This window comes from Paenibacillus chitinolyticus NBRC 15660 (assembly GCF_000739915.1).
Lineage (GTDB): Bacteria > Bacillota > Bacilli > Paenibacillales > NBRC-103111 > Paenibacillus_F > Paenibacillus_F chitinolyticus.
The window spans coordinates 523,152-548,392 of record NZ_BBJT01000003.1; the positions used below are offsets into that span (position 1 = coordinate 523,152).

The 25,241-nt window shown below is 49.8% G+C and carries 21 protein-coding genes; 6 read left to right on the plus strand and 15 right to left on the minus strand.

Annotated elements, in window-relative coordinates; genetic code table 11:
• Nucleotides 1-160 precede the first annotated feature (160 nt).
• From PCH01S_RS07605 to PCH01S_RS07640, 8 genes are all read right to left on the minus strand, one after another.
• Nucleotides 161-2,440: a hypothetical protein gene (locus PCH01S_RS07605; RefSeq protein WP_042228162.1), complete on the minus strand. Its 2,280-nt coding sequence runs from the start codon at nt 2,438-2,440 to the stop codon at nt 161-163.
• A 32-nt stretch (nt 2,441-2,472) separates the two neighbouring features.
• Nucleotides 2,473-3,651, minus strand: coding sequence for an ABC transporter permease (locus PCH01S_RS07610; protein WP_042228164.1), 1,179 nt, complete (start codon nt 3,649-3,651; stop codon nt 2,473-2,475).
• The gene (locus PCH01S_RS07615; RefSeq protein WP_042228165.1) at nt 3,648-4,358 is read right to left on the minus strand and encodes an ABC transporter ATP-binding protein; all 711 of its coding nucleotides are present in this window, start codon (nt 4,356-4,358) and stop codon (nt 3,648-3,650) included. The genes PCH01S_RS07610 and PCH01S_RS07615 overlap by 4 nt, the downstream gene beginning before the upstream one ends.
• A gap of 27 nt (nt 4,359-4,385) precedes the next feature.
• Nucleotides 4,386-6,095 carry an HlyD family efflux transporter periplasmic adaptor subunit gene (locus tag PCH01S_RS07620; RefSeq protein WP_042228166.1) on the minus strand — a complete coding sequence of 570 codons (1,710 nt, stop codon included), beginning with the start codon at nt 6,093-6,095 and terminating at the stop codon, nt 4,386-4,388.
• Between the two features lie 3 nt (nt 6,096-6,098).
• A complete protein-coding gene (locus tag PCH01S_RS07625; protein WP_042228167.1) occupies nt 6,099-6,788 on the minus strand; it encodes a hypothetical protein in 690 nt (229 codons plus the stop codon).
• 164 nt (nt 6,789-6,952) lie between these two features.
• Complete coding sequence (locus PCH01S_RS07630; protein ID WP_042228169.1) at nt 6,953-8,482, minus strand: sensor histidine kinase; 1,530 nt, start codon at nt 8,480-8,482, stop codon at nt 6,953-6,955.
• On the minus strand, nt 8,469-9,197 hold the full coding sequence (locus tag PCH01S_RS07635) for a response regulator transcription factor (protein WP_042228171.1): 729 nt from the start codon (nt 9,195-9,197) through the stop codon (nt 8,469-8,471). The genes PCH01S_RS07630 and PCH01S_RS07635 overlap by 14 nt, the downstream gene beginning before the upstream one ends.
• On the minus strand, nt 9,194-9,772 hold the full coding sequence (locus PCH01S_RS07640; protein ID WP_241688856.1) for a DUF309 domain-containing protein: 579 nt from the start codon (nt 9,770-9,772) through the stop codon (nt 9,194-9,196). Before PCH01S_RS07640 ends, PCH01S_RS07635 begins: the two co-directional genes overlap by 4 nt.
• A 196-nt stretch (nt 9,773-9,968) precedes the next feature.
• Between PCH01S_RS07640 and PCH01S_RS29665 the strand changes: the two genes are divergently transcribed.
• From PCH01S_RS29665 to PCH01S_RS07665, 6 genes are all read left to right on the plus strand, one after another.
• Nucleotides 9,969-10,130, plus strand: a complete 162-nt coding sequence (locus PCH01S_RS29665) for a DUF1540 domain-containing protein (RefSeq protein ID WP_009674350.1) — start codon at nt 9,969-9,971, stop codon at nt 10,128-10,130.
• Nucleotides 10,131-10,341: 211 nt separating this feature from the next.
• Complete coding sequence (locus PCH01S_RS07645; protein WP_174446790.1) at nt 10,342-10,773, plus strand: hypothetical protein; 432 nt, start codon at nt 10,342-10,344, stop codon at nt 10,771-10,773.
• Complete coding sequence (locus PCH01S_RS07650) at nt 10,770-11,045, plus strand: DUF2653 family protein (protein WP_009674362.1); 276 nt, start codon at nt 10,770-10,772, stop codon at nt 11,043-11,045. Before PCH01S_RS07645 ends, PCH01S_RS07650 begins: the two co-directional genes overlap by 4 nt.
• A 134-nt stretch (nt 11,046-11,179) precedes the next feature.
• Nucleotides 11,180-13,081: a glycosyl hydrolase family 18 protein gene (locus PCH01S_RS07655; protein ID WP_042228173.1), complete on the plus strand. Its 1,902-nt coding sequence runs from the start codon at nt 11,180-11,182 to the stop codon at nt 13,079-13,081.
• Between the two features lie 346 nt (nt 13,082-13,427).
• Nucleotides 13,428-14,129, plus strand: a complete 702-nt coding sequence (locus PCH01S_RS07660) for a response regulator transcription factor (RefSeq protein WP_042228175.1) — start codon at nt 13,428-13,430, stop codon at nt 14,127-14,129.
• A gap of 6 nt (nt 14,130-14,135) precedes the next feature.
• Nucleotides 14,136-15,578: a sensor histidine kinase gene (locus tag PCH01S_RS07665; RefSeq protein ID WP_042228177.1), complete on the plus strand. Its 1,443-nt coding sequence runs from the start codon at nt 14,136-14,138 to the stop codon at nt 15,576-15,578.
• Nucleotides 15,579-15,651: 73 nt separating this feature from the next.
• Here the strand turns inward: PCH01S_RS07665 and PCH01S_RS07670 are convergent, their stop codons facing one another.
• The 7 genes from PCH01S_RS07670 to PCH01S_RS07700 form a co-directional block, all read right to left on the minus strand.
• Nucleotides 15,652-16,005, minus strand: a complete 354-nt coding sequence (locus PCH01S_RS07670; protein WP_042228179.1) for a YxeA family protein — start codon at nt 16,003-16,005, stop codon at nt 15,652-15,654.
• Nucleotides 16,006-16,010: 5 nt separating this feature from the next.
• Nucleotides 16,011-17,930 carry an ABC transporter permease gene (locus tag PCH01S_RS07675; RefSeq protein WP_042228181.1) on the minus strand — a complete coding sequence of 640 codons (1,920 nt, stop codon included), beginning with the start codon at nt 17,928-17,930 and terminating at the stop codon, nt 16,011-16,013.
• Nucleotides 17,917-18,684: an ABC transporter ATP-binding protein gene (locus PCH01S_RS07680; RefSeq protein ID WP_042228182.1), complete on the minus strand. Its 768-nt coding sequence runs from the start codon at nt 18,682-18,684 to the stop codon at nt 17,917-17,919. The genes PCH01S_RS07675 and PCH01S_RS07680 overlap by 14 nt, the downstream gene beginning before the upstream one ends.
• A 238-nt stretch (nt 18,685-18,922) precedes the next feature.
• On the minus strand, nt 18,923-20,071 hold the full coding sequence (locus PCH01S_RS07685) for a VanZ family protein (RefSeq protein ID WP_042228184.1): 1,149 nt from the start codon (nt 20,069-20,071) through the stop codon (nt 18,923-18,925).
• Between the two features lie 148 nt (nt 20,072-20,219).
• Nucleotides 20,220-21,608 carry an MATE family efflux transporter gene (locus PCH01S_RS07690; protein WP_042228185.1) on the minus strand — a complete coding sequence of 463 codons (1,389 nt, stop codon included), beginning with the start codon at nt 21,606-21,608 and terminating at the stop codon, nt 20,220-20,222.
• Nucleotides 21,609-21,644: 36 nt separating this feature from the next.
• Nucleotides 21,645-23,384, minus strand: a complete 1,740-nt coding sequence (locus tag PCH01S_RS07695; protein ID WP_042228186.1) for an ABC transporter ATP-binding protein — start codon at nt 23,382-23,384, stop codon at nt 21,645-21,647.
• Nucleotides 23,384-25,222 (minus strand): ABC transporter ATP-binding protein, encoded by a 1,839-nt coding sequence (locus PCH01S_RS07700; RefSeq protein ID WP_042228188.1) that lies wholly within the window; start codon nt 25,220-25,222, stop codon nt 23,384-23,386. Before PCH01S_RS07700 ends, PCH01S_RS07695 begins: the two co-directional genes overlap by 1 nt.
• Nucleotides 25,223-25,241 lie beyond the last annotated feature (19 nt).

Here is a 25,241-nt window from a genome sequence, read left to right on the forward strand (position 1 = left end):
CCCTCTATGCTAGTAAAGGAAGCGGAATTTTACAACGGAAATCTTTTCCCAAAAATATACAATCGGAAAAAGTCTTTATTAGATCCCTTCAGGAAGTTTTTTTTCTTGAAAAAAAACGCCGCTTGTCGGCGGCGTTTTATCGTGGTTTCATTTACGGCGGTCAGCCCTGTATCGTTTTGATCAGACGTCTCACGGGACCGTTCGGAGTTTCAATCACTTCGTAGATATTAAAATGGGCGCCCGAGCTGAACTGCTCCGATTTGACGTCGTTGAAGAAAAACGTCTGCTTGCCGGATACGAGGCGGCCGGTGCCCAGGAACGGAACCGTCTGGCTGGCCAGAGAGCGGTTGTCGGGATCAAGCAGCTCGATCTCCATTTTGGAGAAATTCGAATCCACGATCACCTGCTCTTTGCGCGTAATCGTCATATCCAGTATCAGTTTATACGTATACTGGGCATCGGTCTTCGTGCTGTAAGTCCAGCCGACCGTGGAATCGTTAAACGCAACCTCGAACGGATAGAACGACACCGATCCGTTCTCCGCCTCCGCCTGGAAGGCGACCCTGTAGGAACCGAGCGACATCTTGTTGGCGTCCGTGACCGTCATGGCGAGCGTTTCCGTCTTGTCCGACGGCGGGACCATGTAGGAGTAGCTCACCACCGCGGATGTACCCGGAAGAATGCTTGCGGCTGCCGACGACTGGCGGGTACCCGCGTAGACGAGCCCGTCCGGCGTAGTCAGTTCCATGCCGAGCTGCGGCAGATCCAGCGTTTTGCCGGACGTGTTGGTGAACTTGTACTTGGCGACGGCTGTCTGATAGCCGTACTCTTCGTTCTCGTGCTTGTGGAATTCCACAAGCGAAACGCCGAGCCCCGCTTCCAACGCTCCGTTCGGAAGCGGCAGCTTCTCGCCAAGGGTGTACGTTTGGGCGGCCGCATAATCGCCGCCCTTGCCGGATTCCGCCTTGGCGAGGGACAGCGAGGCCGCCGGCACGTAGCCGGTCGAGCCGGCGGCCGTGGTCTTGCCGGAGCCGGACGACGCGGCGGCTGCGGAGGAAGAGTCCGCCGAGGCGGTCGCTTTGGCCGCGGAAGAGGCCGCGCCGCCTGCGGCCGTCCCGGCGGACGAAGCGGATGCCTTCGCGCCCGAGGCGGACGTGCCCGGCGTGCCGGATGCGGCTGCCGATCCGGTTGATCCGCCGCCGCTCTCGGCCGCCGTCTCCGCCAGCGACTCCTTCGCGAGCAGCAGAAGCTCGATCGCGTCTTTGGAGACGCCGGCCGGCAGAGACGCGGTGTAGCGGTACGACGCGGATTCGCCCGGGGCGAGAAAAGCCGAGGACGGCTTCGCGTCGATCACGCCGTCGACGGTTGCGCGGCTGCCGAACTGGTACACCGCGGACAAATCCGGCAGCCGGACGTATTCCTTGGCCGTATTGCGGAATTCGACTACGGTCTGCACGGTCGTCCCGTCGGTTTTGGCGTTGACCACCGCGCTACGGTACGTCAGTTCAAGCCCGTCGCCATAAACGTAAGGAATGGCGTCTCCCACGCCCATGGCAGTCGTTTCACCTGGAACCGGCACAGTTCCGATCGTGAAGGCGCCTCCGCTGTTTTTCGCGCCGAGTACGAGCTTCAGGTCCGTTCCGGGCGATGTGCTGCCCGCCGCGGATGTTTTCACCGTCAGGACGGCCGGCTCCTGCGGCTCCAGAAGGATGTCCGCCCCGCTGACGACCGCAGCCGTGTAGGTGCGGCCCTTGGCGTCCTGCACGGACAGCTGGACGTTGTCGTTCCACTTGAGGGCTGCCGATCCCTGATTGACAACCGTCAAGTGGGTGTACAGCTCCTGGCCGCTGTCGCGGTTCCAGCGGATGGAGTCCTTCGCCCGGATCGTCAGCACGGCATCCTCGGGCAGCGACGCATCCGCTTCGTTAAGCTGGACCCTGACCGGCTTATCCGGAGCGGGAGCCGCATCGGCCGCAAGCGGCAGGCTGCCGATGTCCGCTCCCTTCGAGATCCCGTCCGAAGCCCAGCGGTTCAGCGAAAGCTTCAGCGTATCGAGCGAAGCCTGCGAGGAAACCTCAGCCGTATATATGTAGCGTCCCGTCGAATCCGGCCAAACCCGGGCGGAGGAAGTTCCGCTGAGCTTAGGGGTGTATCTGCTCCCGTCCGGCGCGTTCACGCTGACCGCAAACGCGTTCAGGTCGACGGTTCCGCTTCCTTCATTGTGAAGCAGCAGCGTGAAGTGCAGAGAGCTTTTGCCTGTCCCTTTGGCCAAAGATACGTCTTCGACGGTAAAGTAAACTTTCGGCGATACGAAAATCCCTGCCGCCCCTGCGGAAGCCTTGCCGGTGAACGGGCCGGACCAGCCGGCGGAAGAGATCGCGACAGCGGCTGTGAGTGTGACGAGCAGTTTAGGAAGCTTGTTGCGTTTGTCTTTTTCCACTTCGTTACCTCCTGAGATGAATTCGGGCGGATTTAATCGGAACGCAGCGCGTCGATCGGATGCAGCTTGGAAGCTTTGTTCGCCGGATAAAGGCCGAATACGACGCCCACCAGTACCGAGAACGCGAACGCGTACACACAAACGTCCAGCGACAGACGCAAGGTCTGCTCTTTGGAAAAGAGTGGCCAGCCGTACACGATGCCGATGCCGAGCAGCAGACCGAACAGGCCGCCCAGCCCGCTGATGACGGTTGCCTCCACGAGAAACTGCAGCAGAATGCTCCGGCGCTTGGCTCCTATCGATTTGCGGATTCCGATTTCGCGGGTCCTTTCGCTTACGGTGACCAGCATGATGTTCATAATGCCGATCCCCCCTACAAGCAGAGAAATCGCGGCCACGCTGACAAGCTGTTTGGTAAGCGTATCGGTCGCTTTCGTGCTCGCGGCCAGCAGCTCATCCTGATTGATCAGGGTAAATCCGGTATCGGATTTAAATTTATAAGTCAGATACGACTTCATCGTGTTTTGCGCTTTGTAAATATCATCACGCGTCGGAGCTTCGATATAGGTCGTCCGGATCGTTCCGAGCTGGAACTGGCGGCGCGCCGTCTCCAGCGGCACGAGAATGGAGCTGTCCACGGAGGTGCCGCCGATATTCGAGCCTTTTTCTTTCAACTGCCCGATGACGGTAAAAGGAATGCCTTCAATGCGGATCGTCTCTCCTACCGGATCGAGCGTCCCGAAATACGTTTTGGCAACCTCGCTGCCGATGACCGCCACTTTGCTCCGGAACTCAAGATCCGACGGGCTTAAAAACCGGCCCGAAGCCACATCGGCTTTGACGATGCTTTGGTAACGGTCGTTCGTCCCGATCACATTGGACGTATCCTGCGTGCGGTCCGCTTTGATATGAGCCCCGTTCTTGGTCATCGTGGGCGCGATGGCGCTAATTTCGGGGAAGCCCTCGAACTGCATCAGCTCATTGTAATCCAACTGAGTCGCGCGGCCCATGCCGTTTACGTTCACGACAAGCAGATTCGTGCCGAGATTTTCGTACTGGGCCTTGATCTTATCGGTCGTTCCGTTACCCAGCGCAACGAGCGCGATGACGGAGCAGACGCCGATGATTACACCCAGCATCGTAAGAAACGTGCGGAGCGGGCTTCCGGTCACCGTCTTCATCGCCATCCGGATCAGTTCGGTGAATTTCATGAGGGCACCCCCTGCGCCGCCTGCGGCAGGCTCAGCCGGTCTCCCACGATTTCCCCGTCCCGGATCGACACGATACGTTTCGCGCAGTCCGCGATGTGCAGATCATGCGTAATCAGCGCGATGGTATGCCCCTGCCCGTTCAGCTCGAGAATCAGCTCCAACACTTCCTGCCCGGTCCGCGTATCCAGCGCGCCTGTCGGTTCGTCGGCGAGCAGAAGAGGCGGCGACAAGGTAAGCGAGCGGGCAATGGCCACACGCTGCTGCTGGCCTCCCGACAGTTCGCTGGGCTTGTGATGCTCCCGCCCCTTCATGCCGAGCTTCTCCAGCACGGCTCTCGCTTTCTCCGCCCGCTGCTTGGCGGGAATACCCGCATAAATCATCGGCAGCTCCACATTCTCGAAAGCCGACAAACGGGGAAGCAGATTAAACTGCTGAAAAATAAATCCGATCTTGCGGTTGCGCAGTTCAGACAACTGATTGTCCGATAATCGCTCGGTCCGGACACCGTCGAGAAAGTAGCTGCCGGTCGTCGGAACGTCCAGGAGACCCAGCGTATTCATCAGCGTGGATTTTCCGGAACCGCTCGGACCTACAATGGCCACAAATTCACCGGCGGCGACCGATAAATCCAACTTTTTCAGAATCGTCAGCTCCTGGGCGCCTTGGCGGTACACTTTCGTAATGCCCTGAAGTTCAATCATATTCATGCCAATCACCTCCTTGACGGACCTGCCTTATCTCGTCTGGTTCGCACGCTGGCCTCCGCCGCCTTGACTGCCCTGGCCTCCCTGACCGCCGCCCGGTAATCCGCCTCCGCCTTGGAAACCTCCGCCGCCCTGACCGCCTTGGCCTCCTTGATACTGCTGCCTTAGCCGGTCGATCTCCTGCTGGGTCATTTTCGTCGGCTGGGCTTTCTGAGGCACCACGACCTTGTCTCCTTCTTTCAGCCCTTCGGTGATTTCCACTTGGGTCGTACTGCGGATGCCGATCTTCACCTCATGCTGCGCTTCCAGCGTGCCGTCCGCTTTCTTGAGGGTCACGTACCGCTTGCCCTGGCGCGACTGAAGCGCCTCCGGTGACACGTACAGGACACCCGTTTTGTTTTCGATCAGAATATTCGCAGTCGCCGTCATGCCGTATTTCAGCTCGTTTGTATTTTTGACGGCCAAAATCACGTCGTAGAACGTCACCCCGTTGGTCGTCGTGCCCATACTGGAGATTTGCGTCACTTCGCCTTCGAACTTTTTCCCTTGCAGGGAGTCGACCGACACTTCGGCTTTCATTCCGGTTTTGATCGCATTCAGATCGAGCTCATCCACCTGGATCGGCAGCTGCATCAATTCCATGTTCGCCACGGCGCCGAATTCGAACGCGTTTTTGACCTTGGCTCCGGGCGTCAGGCTTGCCAGGATGTTTTCTTTCGTATTGACAAAATCGGTCGAGAACACGCCGTCAAAAGGAGCCTTCACCACAAGATCGGCTACTTTGTCCCGGGCCTCCTGCACGGCGAGCTTCTGCTGCTCCAGCGCCGCTTCCTTATCGGAAATGTCGCTCTGGATCGTGTCGTTCTCCAGCACCGCCACGCTGGCCCCCGCCTTGACCAGAGTTCCCGACTTGTTCGGAAGTGAAGAAACGGTGCCCTGCACACCCGCTACGACGGGCGCCGATTTGGCATATTCCAGCGAGCTCTCGGCCACCGCATCCACAGAGACGTTTCCGATCCGTGCGGATGCCTTCACTTTAAGTCCGGCATCAAGCGTGCCGTCGTTTTGGATGCGGATCTGCACTTCAAGCGCTTTTCCACCCTTTCCGTCGGACTTGGCCGTCTTGTTCACGGCGTCTACCTTGCCTGTTTTGGTGATAGAAAATCCGTCGACCGCGAGGTCGATTTCTTCTCCGCTCCGCAGCTGCAAAGCTTCCTCATACGGGAAAAGCACCGTCGCCAGCAGATTGGTCGTATCGTTGACCGTGGCGATCTTTGTATTTTTATTGACGTTCGAGCCGACTTCAATATTGGGAGCAAGCACAAGCTGTCCGCCGATTGGAGCGGAGGTGCCCATATTGGCCTGCTGCCGCTGCAGCTCGGCGATCTGTTTCTCGATGTCCGCCTGGGTCATCAACGCTTTTTGTAAATTATTTTCCAGTGTCGGACTGCTCAGCTCTACAAGAACATCCCCCGCTTTAACGGGCATATTCCGCGTAAGATGCATCGCTTTAATCGTGGCGTCCGCAGGAGAGACGATCGTCTGCTTTTCTTTCGGCTCGAATTGGGCCGTCCCCGAAACCGTGGAGCGGATATCCCCTTTCTTGACGGCAGTCACGACCTCTTGAGCGGCGGCGCCCGCCATCGGCTTTTTAACGGCTCCGAAAGCAAAATAGCCTCCGCCCCCGACCAGCAGAACGCCGGCCAAGCTCATTCCGATTACTTTACCTGACCATTTCATCGTCTATTTGTTCCTCCCTGTGATGGCCGCTGATTTTTGGCGGTTCAACATATGCAGTGTCTGCTGCTCCAGATTTAGTTCCGGCTCTTCCTTAAGCGGCCCGCATGCCGCAGGCCGGAGAGCCGAAGATTCCTCGGCCGCATCTGTTCCTCCGTTAGGAACGCTGCCGTAAAAATTGGGAGCGGTATCGCCGCAGTGCTCCCGGCTTCCTCCGGTTTCGAGGGCGCGCCCCTGTAAACTTCGTTTGGCGTCGTCCGCAAAGACCTTCTCAAACATGTCCCTCTGCTTCCCCGTAAGCAGGTGTTTGGCTTCTTCGCTCTCCTCCTGCGTCATTTCACCGCGGCCGACGCTGCGCTGAAGGATCCCGGCAAGCTGTTCCGCCTGAGCCGGGGTAAGCGAAAAGCCCGCTTCTTTCCCGACCTCGAGCAGCGTTGCGCAAAACAAAACCAGAAGGCGTTCCCTGCTCGTCTGTATGGCAGGTTCCATATTCTCCGGGCGGTTCCCGCCTTGAAAAGCGGCAGCCCCGTTCGTTTCATAAGCGGGCTGTGAAGCGGATAACGCTTCCGCCTCCGGTTCAAGCGTACCCGCATGAGGAGACATACTGCCCGCAAACGCAAACGTGAGCGTACATGCAAGAGGCAGCAAGCAGGCCGCCCCTATCCAGCGCAAATGAAGCTTCCGGCGAAAACTCATGGCCCCCTCCCCCAACGCAAAAAATCCTGCCCCGAAGGACAGGATTGGTTTTGACGACGGTCCGGCACTTGCTTTGCCCTGCCGCCCTCTCAACCTGTCCCTATGAACAAGATAAGAAACGGCTTTGATGAAAAGATGCTCGATTTGTAAAAGAAGTGTGAAAATCATCCAGCGGAGGAATCCGGATTACCGGGTATTCCGCCCGGATACCCGCCGTTTCCGTTTACACGCGCAAACTCCACGTAAAAAGAAGTACCTTCCCCGGGCCGGCTCTGTACCGTAATGCGGCCGTTCATCGCCTCGACCAGATGCTTCACAATCGTCAGGCCGAGTCCGACGCCTTCCGTCGTTCCTCCGCGGGTCCGGTCGACTTTGTGGAACTTCTCCCAGATCCGCTGGATTTCTTCCGCCGTCATCCCGATTCCCGTATCGCTCACGGTGAGAACCGCTTTGTCCGCTTTCCGCTCCAGCCGGACCTTAACCGCCCCGCCTTCGGGCGTGAATTGAACCGCATTGTACAGCAAATTGTGCACAATTTGCGCATAGCGGTCGGCGTCGAGACTGGCGAACAGCCCTTCCCCGGCAGGCACGTCGACCCGCTCGGACAGCTCCAGCCGCTTGCGGGCGAAAATTTCTCGCATCACGTCCAGCACTTCTCCGGTCTGGGCCACCATGTCCACCGGCTTCAGCTCGCGCAGTCCGGCTCCGTTCTGGATGCGGGCCAGATCGAGCAGCTCCTGAACGAGCCTCTCCAGACGACGGACCTCCGACTCGCAGATCCGGAAGTAGTGGCCGTACTTGTCCGGCTCGATAATCCCGTCCCGCATGGCGGAGATCAGCCCTCGGAGCGAGGTCAGCGGGGAGCGCAGCTCGTGGGAGACCTGGGCCAGGAACTCCTGGCGCGTGCCTTCCCACTCCTGGAGCCGGTCGACCACGCGGTTGAAGCTCTCCGCCAGCTCGCCCACCTCGTCCTTCGAGGTGACAGGCACACGCAGGGACAAGTCTCCCTGCTCGATGGCCGTGGCCAGCTCGTTCATCTGCTTCAGCGGGGCCGTCATCCGGCGCGAAATGAAATAAAGCAGCAGTCCGACGGCCAGCAGCGAGAACAGGAGCGGCAGCAGGATGATCAGCCGGATGACCGAGATCGTCTGCCTTATTTCCGCCACCGGCACCTGCAGGAAGACGACGATCGTTTCGCCGCCGATCTGGGCGGGCGCATAGTACGTCAGCAGCGTGTCCATCGGGCGCTTGTCGCCCGGATGCCTCTCGCTCGGCGGCTGGTCGAAGAGGAAGCCGGACTTGCCTTCCAGGCCGCTGCCCAGCGATTTTTCCAGAGTCGGAGGCAGCTTGAACGTCTCGTATTCGGTGGACCCGTTCAGAATAACTCCTTTGCCATCCACGAGAAAAATACGCCCGTTCACTCCGCGCGCGACGATGCGTGTCGCCATCCGCAGCTCCCGGGTGGACAGGGTTCCTTCCTGGAATGGAGCCAACAGCTTCGTTACCTCCACGTAGCCTTTTTTCAAAAATTCCTGCTTGTCTTTGTAAAAGAAATTTTGGAAATACATGTTCCAGAACAAGGCCAGTCCCACGAAAAACAGCACGCACACGGCAAGGAACAGAAGAAAGACCCGCAAGTACAAACTGCCGAACCGCCCCCGCCAAAACTCCAGAAGGCGCTCAGCCCTTCTCATGCGCCGTCACCTCGAACGAATAGCCGATCCCCCAAAGCGTTTCGATCCGCCATTCGGGATGGCTGCCCAGCTTCTTGCGCAAATTTTTGACGTGGGCATCCACCGTTCTCGTACCGCCCGGAAAATCGAACGCCCAGACGCCGGCGAGCAGATCGTCCCGCGAAAACACCCTCCCCGCCTTGCTGGCCAGGAAATAGAGAAGCTCCGTCTCCTTCGGCGTCAAATCGATCCGGCTCCCCTCCAGCTCGACCCGGTAACGGGCGAAGTCGATGGTCAGGGCGCCGATGCGGATCGGCTGGGGCAGCGACGGATCGGCCGACGCGGCGGCCGCTTCTTCCGGTTTGCTGCGCCGGAGAACCGCTTTGACCCGCGCGATCAGCTCGCTGGGATCGAAGGGCTTCACGAGATAGTCGTCCGCTCCGACATTAAAGCCCTCCAGCTTGTCGAACGCCTCGCCGCGCGCGGTCAGCATAATGACCGGGACGTCGCAGAGCGGCTTGTTCATGGAGCGGATCGAGCGGCACACGTCGAAGCCGGACCCGTCCGGCAGCATCACGTCGAGGATCACGAGCGACGGACTGTGCTCGCGCAGCAGAGGGAGCACCTCCGCCGCGTGATCCACCAGCAGCGGCTGGTATCCGGCGTGCTCCAGATAGAGGCGGGCCACTTCGGCGATGTACGGCTCGTCGTCGACGACCGCGATTTTGTCCTTCATTGGCCCTCGCCTCCCTTCCGGCGCAGCTTCCTGGCTTCCAACTGGCGGGCTCTTTCCTCCACGACATCGCTGCGGTCCCGCAGCTTGTGGCGGTTGACCAGCATGAGATTGCTTGCGTCGCTCGCCTCTCCCCAACCGAATCCGCGCAGAGCGCACTCACGCTTGCACGCTTCCAGCAAGGAAGGATCTTCTACGGGAAGATCCAGATCTTCGTAAGGCACCGCACCAAGCTCCGCTTCCCGCACTCTTTGGCGCACCCGGGCAACCAGGTCTTCCCCTGCCAAGCCGAGACATTTCAAATCTTCCTCTTTCAGATAAGAGAGAGAACTGCCCAGCATTTTAACGGCCCCCGCCTTGTTCCCTCTCCGCTGATGGTAAAGGCCGACGGCCACCTGGATCAAACCGACCAACGTTTCCGCATACGGATGACCCGGATTTTCCTTCCAGTATTCTTCCAAAATCTCGTGACATTCAAAAAAATCACGGTCCCCGTGAAAATGGACCAAATAATTCAGTACTTCTTTCGGATAACGCTCCATAGTCCGTTTCCCCTCATCCCAAATAATCGCCGACATTATGCCTTCCTTTCCATGTTAACCAAAATACGCGGCATCGTCCAACGTCGCCTTAGACGGATATCCCCAGAGACCAAAACATCGCTAAAAATCTTACCGAATGCCTGTAAAATTTAAAATTTTCTTGGCCGCGCACGTATAAAACCATGCCGAATACGCCCACCCTAATAAAGCTGGAAAAGGGAGGTGAATCAACATGGCTAAAGATGTACTGTGTGAAGTGAATTCCTGCAGACACTGGTCCAACGGAAACAAGTGCGCGGCCGAATCGATTTATGTCGTGAGCCACCACGACGGCAACCAGGCCCGTCATTCCGAAGAAACCGACTGCAAAACCTTCGAATCGAAACTGTCCTGATGCTTACCGGAAAAGAGAGGCCTTCCACGGGCCTCTTTTTTTAGTTCTACAGCCATTGTAACCAATAATGATAATTATTATCAGTGAATGTCGAAATTTTGAGCCTTCCTATAAATTTTTATAAAAAAGTGAAACCGCCGCCCGCTTCCGTACGTATAGCATGTTTGCAGACGAACATCGTTCGCATAATTATTTAAGGGGGACATTTATTTTGAAGAAATGGTTGCTTTTAGTTATGGCCTGTATGCTTACGTTTTCGGTGACTATGCCTGGAACCGTCGAGGCCAAGAAGTCGTACAGCTCCACCAAAAAATCGTATACACCATCTACAACCAATAAATCCAACGATACAAACGTGAACAAATCGACACCAAGCAATTCGTCCAAAACGACGTCCACCGCTCCGACTCAAAAACGCGGATTTTTCAGCGGCGGTCTGATGAAAGGCCTTCTGATCGGCGGTCTGGCCGGCATGCTCTTCGGCGGATTGTTCGGCGGCATGGGAATGCTCGGCAACGTACTCGGCTTCATGGTCAACATGCTTGCCATCCTGCTCATCGTGATGGTGATCCGCCGCATTGTCGTCTACTTCATGGACAAGCGTAAAGCCGATAAGATGAAGGAGAAGCACAACCTGACATGAAACTGACCGAACAGGAAATCACCAACGCGTTATGCGTCAACATGGCGCAGCGCAAACAGCTCCACCCTTCCCAAGTCGAGGTTGTTCTCATGTGGGACGAGGATCTCGGATTCTCGGCGGAAGTATTTGCGGAAGGCCGCAATCAGATTCTGATCGAGGCTAACATTTATGAGGCCATCATGCAGTATCTGAGCCAGCAGCAAATCCGCGTTTTCCGCGATCAGATCCAGCTTGATCTCGAAGACGAAATCGTCGCTTATATCCACGAATAGACGAAGAGAGTGGAAAAAAAGCCTTTTCCGGCAGAAGCCGGGGAGGCTTTTTCTTTTTTTATGCCGAAAAACGCAACTAAACGGCACGCCTGAACGTCAAATAATAGGAAGATTGATAGAAAGAGGCGTGATAAATGAAAGCAGTGCGTTGGATACTAACAGGAGCCGTCGTCGTCAGTCTTTGCTCCCCCCTGCAGGCTCAGGCGGCGGACAAAACCACGAAATACCGGGTTTACCAGAACAACAAAATCGTAACCGAGCTCTCCGACTACAGTCAGGCCGAGGCCTACGCCAAGCAGTTCAAAAATTCCCACGTCGAAGAAATCTCCACCCGCAAGTGGCTTTGGAACAACTTTCCCCGTTATCAGGTGTTTCAATATGATTTTACACAGCCTCAGTGGACGTTTCCTACCCTGGACGCGGCCGTTGCCGAAGCCAGACGCTGGGGGCATGCAAGCGTGAGAGATTTGCAGAGCGGCGGCTGGGTGTGGAACAACTATCCCAAATACCGCGTCTATCAGGGCGACAACACGCAGTCATTGTGGGATTTCACGACGCTGGCCGACGCGACCGCCGAAGCCCGTAAATGGAGACACGCCCATATCATCGACCTGAGCACGAACAAGTGGGTCTGGGACAATATCAGTGCCGCCGACAAAAGCTCCCTCCGTTCCGGAACGCCTGTCTACCGGGTCTATCAGGATACATATTCGGCACCTTCCTGGAGCTTCGCTTATTTGGAAGACGCCGTTAACGAATCTCTCAAATGGGGAGGTTCCAAAGTCGTCAGAACGACCGACAATGCCGTTTTGCATACGAACGAGGCTTCCTACAAAGTGTATCAGAACGACAATTTCCTGAGTGAATTCCAGTCGCTGGACGCGGCCGCGACATACGCTTCCCGCTGGGGCCACAGTGAAATCTCTTATAACGGCAAAATTATCTGGAGCAATTATCCGTATTATCAGGTTTTGCAGAACAATACGCTGATCGGAGATTTTAACACCATTCCCCAGGCGCTGGAGTACGCATCCAAATACTCGAACAGCACGATCCGCACCTTGGACCGCAATGTCATCTGGGATAATCTCCGCAAAATGCAGTACTGGGGCTGGACAGGCTCTTCCGCAGCCTCGACCATCCAAGCGCAAGCATCCGGCACCGTCGGCCTTGATGTGGTATCGCCTACCTACTTCCAGCTTGCGGACGCGAGCGGTAAAGTCGACGACAAATCCGAAGCGGCTACGGTCGACTGGCTCAAAAAGCAGGGATTTACCGTATATCCCCTGATCAACAATCAGTTTAATGCGGAAATGACCTCGGCTTTCCTGGCGAATCCCGCTGCGCAGACCGCCTTCATCCGCCAGATCGTCGATAAAGCCGCCGCTTTGAAAGTGGACGGGCTCAATCTCGACTTTGAAAGCCTGAGTGCCAAAGACCGGGCGGGCTACACCACCTTTGTCAAGCAGTTTGCGGATGCCGCCCACGCGAAAAAATTGAGCGTTTCGGTCGATCTGCCGCGCGGAAGCATCAAGTGGAACGACAAAACCGCGTATGACCATGAGAAGCTCGCTTCATACGTGGATTACATTGCCATCATGGCCTATGACCAATACTGGAAAGGCAGCACGGAGCCGGGCTCCGTATCCGGTCTTCCCTGGGCCGAGCAGGGCGTGATCGAATTCCTGAGTTACGGGATTCCGCGGGACAAGCTGATCATGGGCATCCCCTACTATGTCCGTGACTGGACCCTGGATGCCGCTGGCAAGCCAGTAGAGAACAAGGCGATCCTGCTCAAGGACATCCCCGCTCTCATCACGGCCAAGAAAGCCGTTAAAACGTGGGATAACGAGTTCAAGCAGTACCGGGTGGACTATACCGAAGACGGCAAAAAGCACGTGTTCTGGCTGGAAGACAACGACACGGTCAAGCAGCGCCTGGCTATCGCGCGCAAGTACGACCTGGCCGGCGTCGCCGCCTGGCGTCTCGGCTACGACACCCCGCAGCTGTGGGAAATGATGCTGCAGGAGAAATAAAAAAAGCTGGCACCGATTGGTGTCAGCTTTTTTTTGGGTGGAATTCATGAATTCTAGGTGAAAAATCTTACACACTCGCTTAATTATGCATACTACCGTCAATATCACAACCATAGGTACGGATTCCAGCCTGACGATGAACGGCTTTATGGATGAGGTTAAGCTCTACAATTACGCATTGACCGCTACGGAGGTGCCGGGTCTGACTTCATCGAATAAACCAGGGATTTATTCCAATACTTGAAAGTGTTCAGCGGCTTCATGGGTATGAACCGTGAATTTTTTTACGAAAGAATTAAAGGGTACTTTATAATGTAGATAAAGAGTGTGTTATGGAGGGAAACAAATGGTAAGTCGTAAATGGGTTTTAATCATTGACGATGAAGATGATTTAGCGCGTCTGATGAAGACAGTTTTACATAAAGAAGGTATTGCAGACGTTGTAACTGCCGGAACCGTTGCGGAGGGTTGGGAAAAGTTTCAGGAGTATAATCCTGAGCTTATTTTGCTAGATATTATGCTGCCAGATGGAGAAGGATATGATTTATGCAGGAAAATTCGAGAAACGTCAAATGCACCGATCTTATTTATGTCTGCAAAGGATGAGGAAATTAATAAGCTTTTAGGACTGGCGATAGGTGGCGATGATTATATTACTAAACCGTTCAGTCCGAAAGAAGTCGCTTATCGGGTAAAAGCACAACTGAGAAGGGCTGGATTTTCAGAGGAAAAAAAGGCTCCGAAAAGTTTGCAAGTTGGCCCCTTTGAGCTTAGTGCCAATGAGACAGAATTAAAAAAGAATGGCGAAGCCGTTGTGCTTACCGCCAAAGAAGTCGGTTTAATGAGCTGTTTTATGCATCATCCGAATCAGATAATAAGCAAAGAAACCTTATTTGGACAGGTGTGGGGTGAAGATTTTTTTGGTTCCGATAATACAGTGATGGTACATATTCGGCGCTTACGCGAAAAAATTGAGGTAGACCCTTCAAAGCCTTCCTTTTTATTAACGGTTAAAGGGTTAGGTTATAAATTACATACCAAGGGGTGAGACAAGTTGAAATGGAAATTGACACTCCGCTTTTTAAGATCGGTTATGACTATTGTTGTGATCGTTGGTATTGTAAACGCGATTTTGTTCCTTTCCCTATTCTTTATGCAGCTAAAGTATAATATTTTCGGCACTGAAGAAGCGTCTGCAGAAACCTTTAGCCGGACCTTTTCACAATATGTAGAACTACATTCTGGCAAACCTGTTGTGAACGAAGAAGGCCTCAAAAAACTACAAGATATGAGCGCTTGGGTACAATTCTTGAATAACCATGGGGAGCAAGTATCCGCATTTTATGCACCTGAAGAATTGCAAACAGAGTATTCCCCTATTGAAATTGTACAAATGTATAAATATAAAGAATTAGATGCAAGCACAACTGTTTTTGTCAGCAAAGCTCAAAATTTTAGTTACTTTTTAGGGATTAAAAATCCGAAAGTAGCCCGCTACGTAATGACCTATGACTATGCTAAAATTTTTAAGGACGTTAATGTTTTTCTTTCCATTTTTTTTATCGTTGATGTTCTTATTGTAATCATCGTTGGATTTTTATTTGGGAAAAAGTTAACTGCACCACTTCATACATTAATAGATGGTATTCAACAGCTTAGGGAACGACGTTTTAAGAAAATGCCTACTCCCAGAGGCGTTTATGAAGATGTTTTTCGTAATATGAATGAACTATCTGAAAAGCTCGATCGACATGAAGAGGAACGTAAGCGTCTCGACCAAATGCGTGAGGAATGGATTAGCAATGTTTCACATGACATGAAAACACCACTTGCTTCTATTCAAGGTTATGCAGAATTTATAAACGACAGTGCCACAGATTTAACAGCCCAAGAATTACAGGAATACACATCCATTATCAAGAGTAAATCTATGTATATGAAAGATTTGTTAGATGACCTCAATTTAACAATGCGTTTGCGTAATCACCAGCTATCCCTGCAATTTGAAGATGTGAATCTCGTTCAGTTTCTACGAGAAATGACGATTGAACTTTTAAATGACCTGGCATTGGGTGAACGGCAGGTAGAGTTTGAAGCAAATGTGGTGAAAGCCGTGCATAAAGTGGATAAAAAATTACTAAAACGAGCGATCCTTAACTTTATCTACAACGCGCTGGTGCATAACGATGAAAATGTCGTGGTGAAGATTCGAGTGGAAACCATTCATCTAAAATATGGACAAGAGCACCCGTCCGGCAGCCTATCTCCAGGTCCGGAATTTCATACCCAAATTTCGATTTCTGATAATGGCCATGGTATTCCAGCTAAAGATCTGGAACAGGTTTTCGAACGCTACTATCGGGGTACAAATACGGCAAGCAAGCATGGTACTGGGTTAGGAATGGCAATCGCAAGAGACATTATTTGGGCTCATGAGGGGAAACTCGATTTGAAGAGCGTTGAACATATTGGAACCACCATTACTATCCTTTTATAATACAATTGCCTTACTTACTCATTAGGCAGAGAAAAGGGCTGTTCTTTTTAGGAGACAGCCCTTCTTCAATTTATTAGTTTTTTTGCGCCTTTTGCGGAATATCCTCTAATTTCACTTCATCGTATGATGATACTTGATCGCCTTTTTTTACATACATTTTCAAGTAGGCTCCTTTACGAAGATTTTTTTGTGCATTAAATTCAAGCGGAATTGTTTTACCTTTGGCATTTGTAGCATCTAGTGTATACGAATAGGAGGTCATCACTGTACCATCGCTCAGTTTATATTCATGGGGTTTCCCGTCCTCTGTTATTTGTAAATAGTAACTTTCGGCATTGAAGCGATTGAAGTCAATTTTAGCTAGAGCAAAGACACCTACAGCTCCTATAACAAACAAAATACCAATAGTAATTAGAAATTTTCTCATCTCAATCATCCTTCTGTTCTATTATTTAGTGTGATAATACGATTGTAAGAAGCTACGGTTAAGAAATAATACAACCCGTAAATTACGGTATAAGCAATCATCCAGAGCAACACAGGTTTTGCTAAATCTATCATCAGTAGACCAGAGAATGCTTTTAAAGCCACTACACTGTGCAATAACCCTACTGCCAACGGTACAACAAAGATAACGAATACCTGTGACGCAATGGATTTTCGCATTTCTTTTGCACTGACACCCATTTTATGCAGCATATTGTACTGTGATTTATCTTCTTCTGCCTCTGTTAAAACTTTAAAGTAAATGATACTGCCTGTTGCAGCCAGAAATACAAGTCCAAGGAAACTTCCGATAAAAAGTAGAGAACCCACACTTTCCAAGCTTGTTTGGTAATCTTGAGGAGCACTGGAAAATAGCGCTTCTTCAGGTAATTGGTTTGCAATTTTTTTAGATAAATCTACAGAGGCACGATCTACTCCAAGAACACGATAGTGTAGCACTTCCCCATCATTTCGCAATACTTTATACTGGTCATCCGAGACTACCACTGTTATGCCTGCTGTGCCTCCATTCAATACGGTTTGTGTTTTAAAGCTTTGGAATGTGAGTAGATGGCCGTTTCCTGTTGTTATCGTTTTTCCTGTATATATAGGTGAGAACCTCTTATCATATCCGATATCTAAAATAACCGCGCAGCCATCATTTACATTTAATTTTTCTTTATGTTGTACACTTGCTAATTTGTTGTATGTTTTTTCATCGATAACTGTATATCCTCTTTTATCAGAGCTATCGAATGTTGATGGCGAGTTTAATTCTTTCGTATGAAACGTAATGGATAGTGCTTCGATATTTTCATCGTATTTTGTATCTGATAGTACAGCACTCACTTGTTTATCAATTTCTGCATCTGTTGATTGATACATAAAGGTATTCGGATTAATAGTTTTCGCCGAGTCATTCGTATTGTAATAAAGACTATACACCGCTCCACCGGCAGTTACTGTCGTAGCACTTAACACGGCAATCACAGTTAATGTACGTGCATTCCCACGGATACGATAGAGCAGTTGCGAAATGGTGATTACATGAAGGCCTTTCCACAGCCACTTTTCATTTTTCTTAATCATTGCTAACACAAAGCCAGTCACACTGTGGAACAATAAAAATGTACCCATAATAACCGTTGTTAAAATAATTAATACGGTCATGAGAAATCCAACTTTTTCCCATACCTTAGAAGTGAAAAGGTCCTGCAGCGCCAACCAATAGCCCAAGACAATTAGTACTACTCCAAGAACAGCTACTATCATAGATGATTTGGGCGCCACTTCTCCCTTTTTCGAAGCATGAAATAAATCAATCAGCTTAAATTGATAAATCAAACGATAGCCTTGATACGATGTCACTAAGAAAATAACCAGAAATACGATAGCAGTGTTCATCGCTGCCGCCGCTGAAAATGTAAAGGGTGCTACAACGTCATAACCCATTAAATGAATCAAAATCGTCATAAATCCTTTTGAACAAAGGAACCCAAGTACAATCCCTACTACTAAAGAGAATAATCCTAATAATAAATTTTCAAAAAAGAGCATAAAGCCTATTTGACGATTACGTACACCCAGCAACGCATACAATGCCACTTCTTTTTTACGTTTTTTCATAAAAAATGAATTGGAATAGGCTATAAATATGAAAACGAAAAAGATGAGGATGACTGCCGCCCCACTCATTAGTGAACCTAGTTTTTGGGATGAAGCCGTCTGTTCTGCTATCGTATCACTATATTTTAATGTCACAAATGTAAAGTAAATGATGATACTAAACACCATCGATGCAATGTATAAGAAATATTGAGAAAAGTTTCGTGCTATATTTCTTCTTGCTAGACTATATAACGTCATCTACCTCACCTCCAATTGCTGCATGAACATCTAAGATCTCTTGGAAGAAGGCTTTGCGTGTCTGATCACGACGATATATTTCTGTTGAAAATGAACCATCCTTGATGAAAATAATCCGGCGGCAGAAGCTTGCGGCAAACGCATCATGGGTCACCATCATAATGGTCGAATTGTTATTTTCATTTAAAGTACTTAAGCTTTCCAATAAATCTGTTGCTGATTTGGAGTCAAGCGCACCTGTTGGTTCATCAGCCAAAATCAGTGCAGGCTCTGTCACAAGCGCTCTAGCGGCAGCGGTTCTTTGCTTTTGACCACCAGAAATTTGGTAAGGATATTTTGTCAGTAAATCTTCAATACCAAATACTTTAGAGATCTGAGTCACGAGGTGATTGATTTTCTTCGCTGGAATTTTAGCAATCGCCAGAGGAAGCAATATGTTTTCCTTTACAGTCAAAGAATCGAGCAAATTGTAATCTTGGAAGATGAAACCGAGATTATCACGTCGGAAGTCTGCCAAAGCTGCTTCCTTCATGTCATGAATACTCTTGTCCTTCATATAAATCTTCCCTTCAGTTGGAGAATCAATGGTTGCTAACAAATTTAGCAAGGTTGATTTCCCCGCTCCGGAAGGTCCCATAATCCCTACAAACTCACCTGCATGAATGTCAAAAGACACGTTTTCTAACGCTGTGTAAGCAGCACTTAACTTCCCGTACACTTTTTTTATATTTTCTACTTTTAATAATGGTTCCATTCATTTCACCTCTTAATTTGCTGATACTTATACTATAGGCTGCGAACCTTACAGCAAATTCATACCAACCTTACAACAAGCTTAAATCCACAAAAAAGGGGTACCCCGTAGCCATTTAAGACTACGGGGTACCCCTTTGCTATTGAATAGGATTTAGGTGAGTGTTTTGAGCGGGCGCTCCGTGTGGACTGTCTCGGCAATCTTCTCTAAAATAACAAAATGGAATCGCCCTTCTGCATTATTTTTTTCTGGTTGTATATAAATCAGAAGCTTCATCAAAATAAAAGCGGCGTTTTTCTTTGCCAAACACGACGAATACAATATGGATGAACAACACGATCGTTAAAGTGATAAAGGTCAACCCAGCACCTAGCGTTAAGAATATAGATGCCTTATAAAATGGAGAATCCATTGATATTTCTACGTTATTCAAAGTATTCGCAATTGCTGTTATGAAGTACATCGCGTAAATAGCACCAAAGCGTTTAAATAATCGCTTGTTTGTTTCCACACGACTTACTTTACTGTCATAGCGATAGCGCATAATCTTCGTACCGACTGTCGATCCGTTCCAAATCCATGGAATAATAAAAAATGTTACAGAAAGTGTAATTGTACTCGCAATAAATTCACTAATCATATTAACGTTGGTCATACTCAACACAACTTTAACTACCATGTTGCTGATAAATAGATCAATAATAACAGCCAGCAACACAGACATCCCTCTTACTTCATCAAGAGCCAATAATCTTTCTGCTTTCTCATTAATTTTCTTTTTTGATGGGAATAGCGCTAACACAGCTGGAGCAATAAAGAAACCCAGTACCCCGCCAGTAGTATTCAACAATAAATCATCCACATCAAAAATACGATAAGGGCAATTATATATCCCGTAAATGCCGGTTACCTGTGTTACCTCATAAAATAATGTTAATAAGAACGTGATTCCTAGAGCTTTCTTCCAGTATTTCTTGTCTTGAAAAAAGTATCGCAAATAAACACCAAAAGGTAATAATAGCAAGAAATTGAAAAACGCTTGATAGAATGATGGTTGGTTAAATAACAGTCTATAAGTTGCAGGCTGTGATAACACGATACCACTATTCCCAAAGGTGTCCACTATAAATTGAAATGGCAGAAGTGAATAATGTTGTGTACCCGGTTTTTGTAGCGAACAAGTATTGCGTATTTCTGGCAAAGGCAACAATATTAAAAATAACGCGGCTAAAAAGTAAAAGATAAATGAAAATGAAATTAACGTGGTAGAAAATGGAAGAAAATTATATTTTCTATATGTATAAATGAGCCATGGGATAAATAAGGCAAATGTTAAAACAACAAAAAAAATCGCTGCCACAAAGATTGGTTGAGTATATGCTGACATTGTTTCTCCCTCCTTTATAGGAACTTTGATATTCCGCCCCTAATTCACTCACTAAATTTATTTAGTATTTATATTTACCATAAAACTGATTCTAATTCAAATGGAGTTGGAACATTTTATCCCATTTAAGGATCCTGTAATGTTGGCATTAATTTAATGTAAGGTTCGCATTATCTTTTGTCCTGAGCCTCGTAAATTCTTTTCTGACCATGACAACAGTCCAGAGCACAATAATGGCATCAATCGCAAGCGAACCAAAATAAATGCCGGAGACTCCCATCATTTTAGGTAAAATCAGCATGACCGGTATATAGAGAACGAGCTGTCTTGCAATTCCGATAATGGCTGCCGGTTTTCCTTTATTAATAGAAGGGAAAAATGTCATTGCCATAAAAATCATCGACAATAGCGGTAAAATAGCCATATGAATTCGGAAATACATCGATTGTGTTCCCGTAAATACTTGATCCGGCAACATGAAGCCCAGAATCATTTCGGGAGCGGCCATGGAAAAGATCCAAAAAGGCAAGGTCAACAGCATGGAGGCAACGGTAAATATTCTGTAGGATTTTATAACGCGCTCATATTGCCCAGCGCCGTAGTTTATACCAATGACCGGCTGCAGTGCGCGCATTAAACCAAAGATCGGCGTAAGTAGAAAAGTAAACACACGATAGACCACGCCATAAAAGGCAATATCCAGCATCGTACCAAATTTAGCAAGTGCGTTGAAAACGACAACCCCCTGCACCAGACTCATCACATTCATAATTAGCGAAGACAAGCCCAGTCCAATGATCGATTTGACAGTGGCGGCATCCCTATAAATGGAAAAGACCTTTGTTTTGAAGGACGCAAAACCTTTGCCAAAGTAAATCCAGCCCAGAAGCGTGTAGACAAACATGCTGATATTGGTTGCCCATGCGGCTCCTTCTACACCTGAATCAAGAATTACCACCAGAATATAGTTGAACAAAATATCTGCCGCCAGACCGATTCCCATCATGACGGCCGCGGACTTCATCTTTCCTTCCCCTCTTACAATCATGTTGGCTGCCAGACCATAGATCCAGAAAAACGAGCCTATGACTGTAATTCTAAAGAAACGGTCCCCCAGGAATAACACTTCGCCTTCTCCTCCCATCATCCTTATTAATTGAGTGGAGAATAGCAGACCCAGTATCATATAAATCACGGTTACGATAAGGGAAAGATAGTTGACATGCCCGAGCAACCGTTCCTGTGTGCGCTTGTCCTGTCGGCCGATGGCCATACTTAATACTGAGCCGGCGCCAACCCCAATTAAGGAGCCTAAACCGACACTGATCTGGGTTAGAGGATAGGCTACGGAAACCCCAGCCAGAGCGGTTTCTCCGATATAACGACCTACAAAAACGGCAGCAATGACCGCATTTAATCCATAGAGAACCATGGCAATGATCGCCGGCCATGATAATTGGAGCATGACTTTCCACAGATTTACATTCAAGATGAAATACTGCTGTTTTCCTTTTTCATCTACGGTTGTTTGGCTCATATAAAATCCTCCTAACTTGCTAGATACAAAGCGTCCTTATTTGACTCGCCATCCGTCGGATTCTTGCTGCAAGCTCCACAAATCTGCGTATAATCCCTTTCTTTTCAACAACTCCATGTGAGTACCTTCTTCAACAAGCTGACCTTGATCAAGTACAAGTATCTTATCCGCATGTTGAACCGTCTTCAATCGATGCGCGATAAGGATGACGGTTTTATCGGCGACCAGTTCGTTAATAGCCTTTTGTACAGCAGATTCATTTTCAGGATCAAGTGAAGCGGTAGCTTCGTCGAGCAGCACGATCGACGCGTCTTTCAGCAAGGCACGGGCAATCGATATCCGCTGCTTCTCTCCGCCGGACAGCGTCGAGCCGCCCTCTCCTACCGGCGTATCATAGCCTTGAGGCAATTGAGAGATGAATTCATGGCAACAAGCACGCTTGGCCGCTGCCTCCACTTCTTCTTGAGTAGCGTCCATCTTTCCGATTCGGATGTTGTTGCCGATAGTATCCTGGAATAAATAAACGTCTTGGAACACCATAGAAATATGTTTCAAAAGATCCTCCGGATTTGCGTGTCGAATGGATTGACCACCAATCTCGATCGTCCCCTGTTGGATATCCCAAAATCGTGCAATCAAGCGCGTTACCGTACTCTTCCCGCTGCCTGACGGTCCCACCAAAGCCGTAATGGTTTGCGGTTCAATCGTAAATGACAAGTCCCTAATGATAAGTGCATTGTCATCATAGCCAAATATGACCCGGTCAAAAACAATCTGCCCCTGAGGTTGAATGCTTTCTGTCCCCTGCATCGGTTGTTCCTGCTGCACGTCCATGATACGTTGGGCGCTATAGGCCGAATACCGCATTTCTCCATAGTTCATCAACACCACAGTCAGTGGCTCGAATACTCGGGTACCCACCAGCAAGAACAGGAGAAAAACGGGAAGTGAAAGTGTTCCGCCTACCAGCAAGTAGCTGCCGGCAAAAATCATGATCGTCATTCCAGAGCGGGTCAGCAGCATCGCTCCCATAATCAAGGGTCCCATAACGCCTTCCAAGCGGATGGACGCACGCATTAACCGATCAAATGAAAGACGCAATCGCTCAAACCGTTTCCCCCCCATATTATGGGCCTTGATCTCGCGTATTCCGCTTAAATACTCCTGCAGCCGGCTGGCGGCTTCATTCTTGGCCTTGACATGAGTTTCGCTTAAACGCGCCTGAAGCGCGTCCGTCAGCCATAGCAGCAGTACGCCGAACGGAACAGCCACGAACATCGCTAATGCCATTTGCCAATCCAGAAACACAAGTCCCGACAATGCCAGGAGGGGCAGTATGACAGCACTGATGAGTTGAGGCACATTGTGGGAAATCGTGTGCTCAACTTGCGAGTAGTCACTTAATAATAGGTTGGTAACATCCCCCGGATCACGTTTGCCAAAATATCCGAGCGACAGATGACGCAAATGTTCGGCCAACTTCAGCCGGCCGGATGCAGCCAGGCTATAGGCTGCTTTGTACGACTTGTCGTACAGTAAGGCGTACGCCCCGTAGGACACCATCAGCCAAAAAAACAAAAAGGCGCATACCACCCATAACCGTCCTATACTCAAGCCCGCCTCCGGTTCCGCAAAGGAGCTATATATCGTATGAAAAATATCAACAAGCAAAGCTGCCGGAATGACTTTAGAGATCCCATCCAGTAAGGCCGCAAAGGAGGATGGCCACAAGTTTCTGATGTTTCCTCCTGAGATGTTAGTAAAGTAACGGTTCATTAGCCTGAGCCCTCCTTTGCAGCGACTGCATGTGCCGGCGAGTTGTCTTTCGCGCCGAGTCTCCATGAAGCTGCGCTGATATGAGCTTGCCACATCTGCTCATACAGGCCGTTTAATTTCCGCAGTTCGTCATGCGTTCCCCGTTCCGCAATTTCTCCCCGCTTCACGACCAGAATTTGATCTGCCGCGCGAATCGTAGACAGGCGGTGAGCAATGATGAGGACGGTTTTTCCTTTGACCAGCTCGGCCAGACCCCGCTGGATCTTCTTTTCGTTCCCAGCATCCGCATAAGCTGTTGCTTCATCCAATACGAGGATCGGCGCATTTTTCAGCAATGCACGGGCAATCGCAATCCGCTGCGCCTCTCCGCCGGATAAATAGGTTCCGCCTTCCCCGATTTTGGTATCGTACCCGTACGCCAGTTTCTCGATGAATTCATGACAGCAGGCCGTCTTCGCAGCTGCGATGACCTCTTCATTGGAAGCGGTCGTATTTCCCATCCGGATATTCGCTTCGATCGTATCATAGAACAGATGCACATCCTGAAACACGAAGGAAACCGTATCCATCAGCTTTTCCGTCCCCATCTCACGAATCGGAACGCCCCCAATCGTAATGTCGCCCTCCTGAACATCCCAGAAACGCAGCAACAGATTGGCAATGGTCGATTTCCCACCGCCTGAAGGACCGACCAACGCGGTCATCTCACCCGCTCGCGCAACAAAATGGATACCGTTAAGAACTGGCTTAAAATCCTTGCTTTCTTTGGTTTCATAAGCGAAGGAAACCTGCTTAAAGGCGATATCGTGCGCTGTTGGAACTTGGGGAGATACCGGTTCCGTCACCATGGCTTCGGAAAAAATGGCCTCAATACGTTTATTGCCTTCAACAATTTCTCGCATCCCGCTTCCCGCATGCATCAACTTCAATAACGGTACCGATAAGCTCGGTGCTATGATCAGAAACAGAATAAAAGTAATGGCAAACGATTGACTTCCGGAATGACCATTTCCAAGAAGAATGCCCACAGGTACGATAAAAGTGAACAAAGAACTGACAACAACGAAAAAAAGACTGTACGGCGTCTTGCATAAATCCGTTATTTTTAATGAGATATCACGGTACTTGGCAACGGATTGCTTAAACGTCAGGAAGGATTCGGCCGTAACACCGAATATTTTCACAGCGGGCATTGCACGGACATATTCGACACCAGTTGCATTCATTTCTTCCACGGCGTATTGAAATCCGCGATACGCTGTTTGTCCTCTTACGCTGGTAAACATACGGGTCTGAAGCCAAAATCCGAATCCGATCGGAATGAGCAGAACCAGCGCCAAGCGCCAATCCAGCCAAAACAAATAGCCCATCAATAAAATCGGTATCATGACCGCACTGACGATATCGGGTAATTGATGGGCAATAAATTTCTCGATTTTTTCGACACTGACCTCGATAATTTTTTTCAATTCGCCCGTAGTCGTATTCGTATGGTAACCCATTGGCACTTTGGCAACATGCTCTGCCAGACGCACCCGAAGCTGATAGAGAATATTAAACGCAGCGATATGTGAGCACATCCCGCCGATATACAGAGCTACCAAAGCCCCAATACAGGCTATAAACGCGACGCCCCCCCAATACAGAATAAGCTCCTTGTCTGCGCCCTCAGGACTTTGTGCATGGTTCAACAATTCCTCGACTATCTTATACACCGCGACAAAAGGAACAAGCTGCAACAAACTGGAAAAGAAGGAGAACACGCTTGCGACCGTCAACAGCCCCTTTTTCTCGCCGGCAATATGCAACAGGCCCGACACTTCGGACTTGAAACTCATCTTCCTACACTCCTTTCCT

Coding starts and splice junctions, on each gene's coding strand:
- PCH01S_RS29665 (WP_009674350.1), top strand. CDS start 9,969: ATGGCTAAAGATGTACTGTGTGAAGTGAATTCCTGCAGACACTGGTCC.
- PCH01S_RS07640 (WP_241688856.1), bottom strand. CDS start 9,772: ATGTCGGCGATTATTTGGGATGAGGGGAAACGGACTATGGAGCGTTAT.
- PCH01S_RS07650 (WP_009674362.1), top strand. CDS start 10,770: ATGAAACTGACCGAACAGGAAATCACCAACGCGTTATGCGTCAACATG.
- PCH01S_RS07680 (WP_042228182.1), bottom strand. CDS start 18,684: ATGGAACCATTATTAAAAGTAGAAAATATAAAAAAAGTGTACGGGAAG.
- PCH01S_RS07700 (WP_042228188.1), bottom strand. CDS start 25,222: ATGAGTTTCAAGTCCGAAGTGTCGGGCCTGTTGCATATTGCCGGCGAG.
- PCH01S_RS07670 (WP_042228179.1), bottom strand. CDS start 16,005: ATGAGAAAATTTCTAATTACTATTGGTATTTTGTTTGTTATAGGAGCT.
- PCH01S_RS07690 (WP_042228185.1), bottom strand. CDS start 21,608: ATGAGCCAAACAACCGTAGATGAAAAAGGAAAACAGCAGTATTTCATC.
- PCH01S_RS07635 (WP_042228171.1), bottom strand. CDS start 9,197: ATGAAGGACAAAATCGCGGTCGTCGACGACGAGCCGTACATCGCCGAA.
- PCH01S_RS07615 (WP_042228165.1), bottom strand. CDS start 4,358: ATGAATATGATTGAACTTCAGGGCATTACGAAAGTGTACCGCCAAGGC.
- PCH01S_RS07695 (WP_042228186.1), bottom strand. CDS start 23,384: ATGAACCGTTACTTTACTAACATCTCAGGAGGAAACATCAGAAACTTG.
- PCH01S_RS07610 (WP_042228164.1), bottom strand. CDS start 3,651: ATGAAATTCACCGAACTGATCCGGATGGCGATGAAGACGGTGACCGGA.
- PCH01S_RS07685 (WP_042228184.1), bottom strand. CDS start 20,071: ATGTCAGCATATACTCAACCAATCTTTGTGGCAGCGATTTTTTTTGTT.
- PCH01S_RS07655 (WP_042228173.1), top strand. CDS start 11,180: ATGAAAGCAGTGCGTTGGATACTAACAGGAGCCGTCGTCGTCAGTCTT.
- PCH01S_RS07620 (WP_042228166.1), bottom strand. CDS start 6,095: ATGAAATGGTCAGGTAAAGTAATCGGAATGAGCTTGGCCGGCGTTCTG.
- PCH01S_RS07660 (WP_042228175.1), top strand. CDS start 13,428: ATGGTAAGTCGTAAATGGGTTTTAATCATTGACGATGAAGATGATTTA.
- PCH01S_RS07625 (WP_042228167.1), bottom strand. CDS start 6,788: ATGAGTTTTCGCCGGAAGCTTCATTTGCGCTGGATAGGGGCGGCCTGC.
- PCH01S_RS07630 (WP_042228169.1), bottom strand. CDS start 8,482: ATGAGAAGGGCTGAGCGCCTTCTGGAGTTTTGGCGGGGGCGGTTCGGC.
- PCH01S_RS07675 (WP_042228181.1), bottom strand. CDS start 17,930: ATGACGTTATATAGTCTAGCAAGAAGAAATATAGCACGAAACTTTTCT.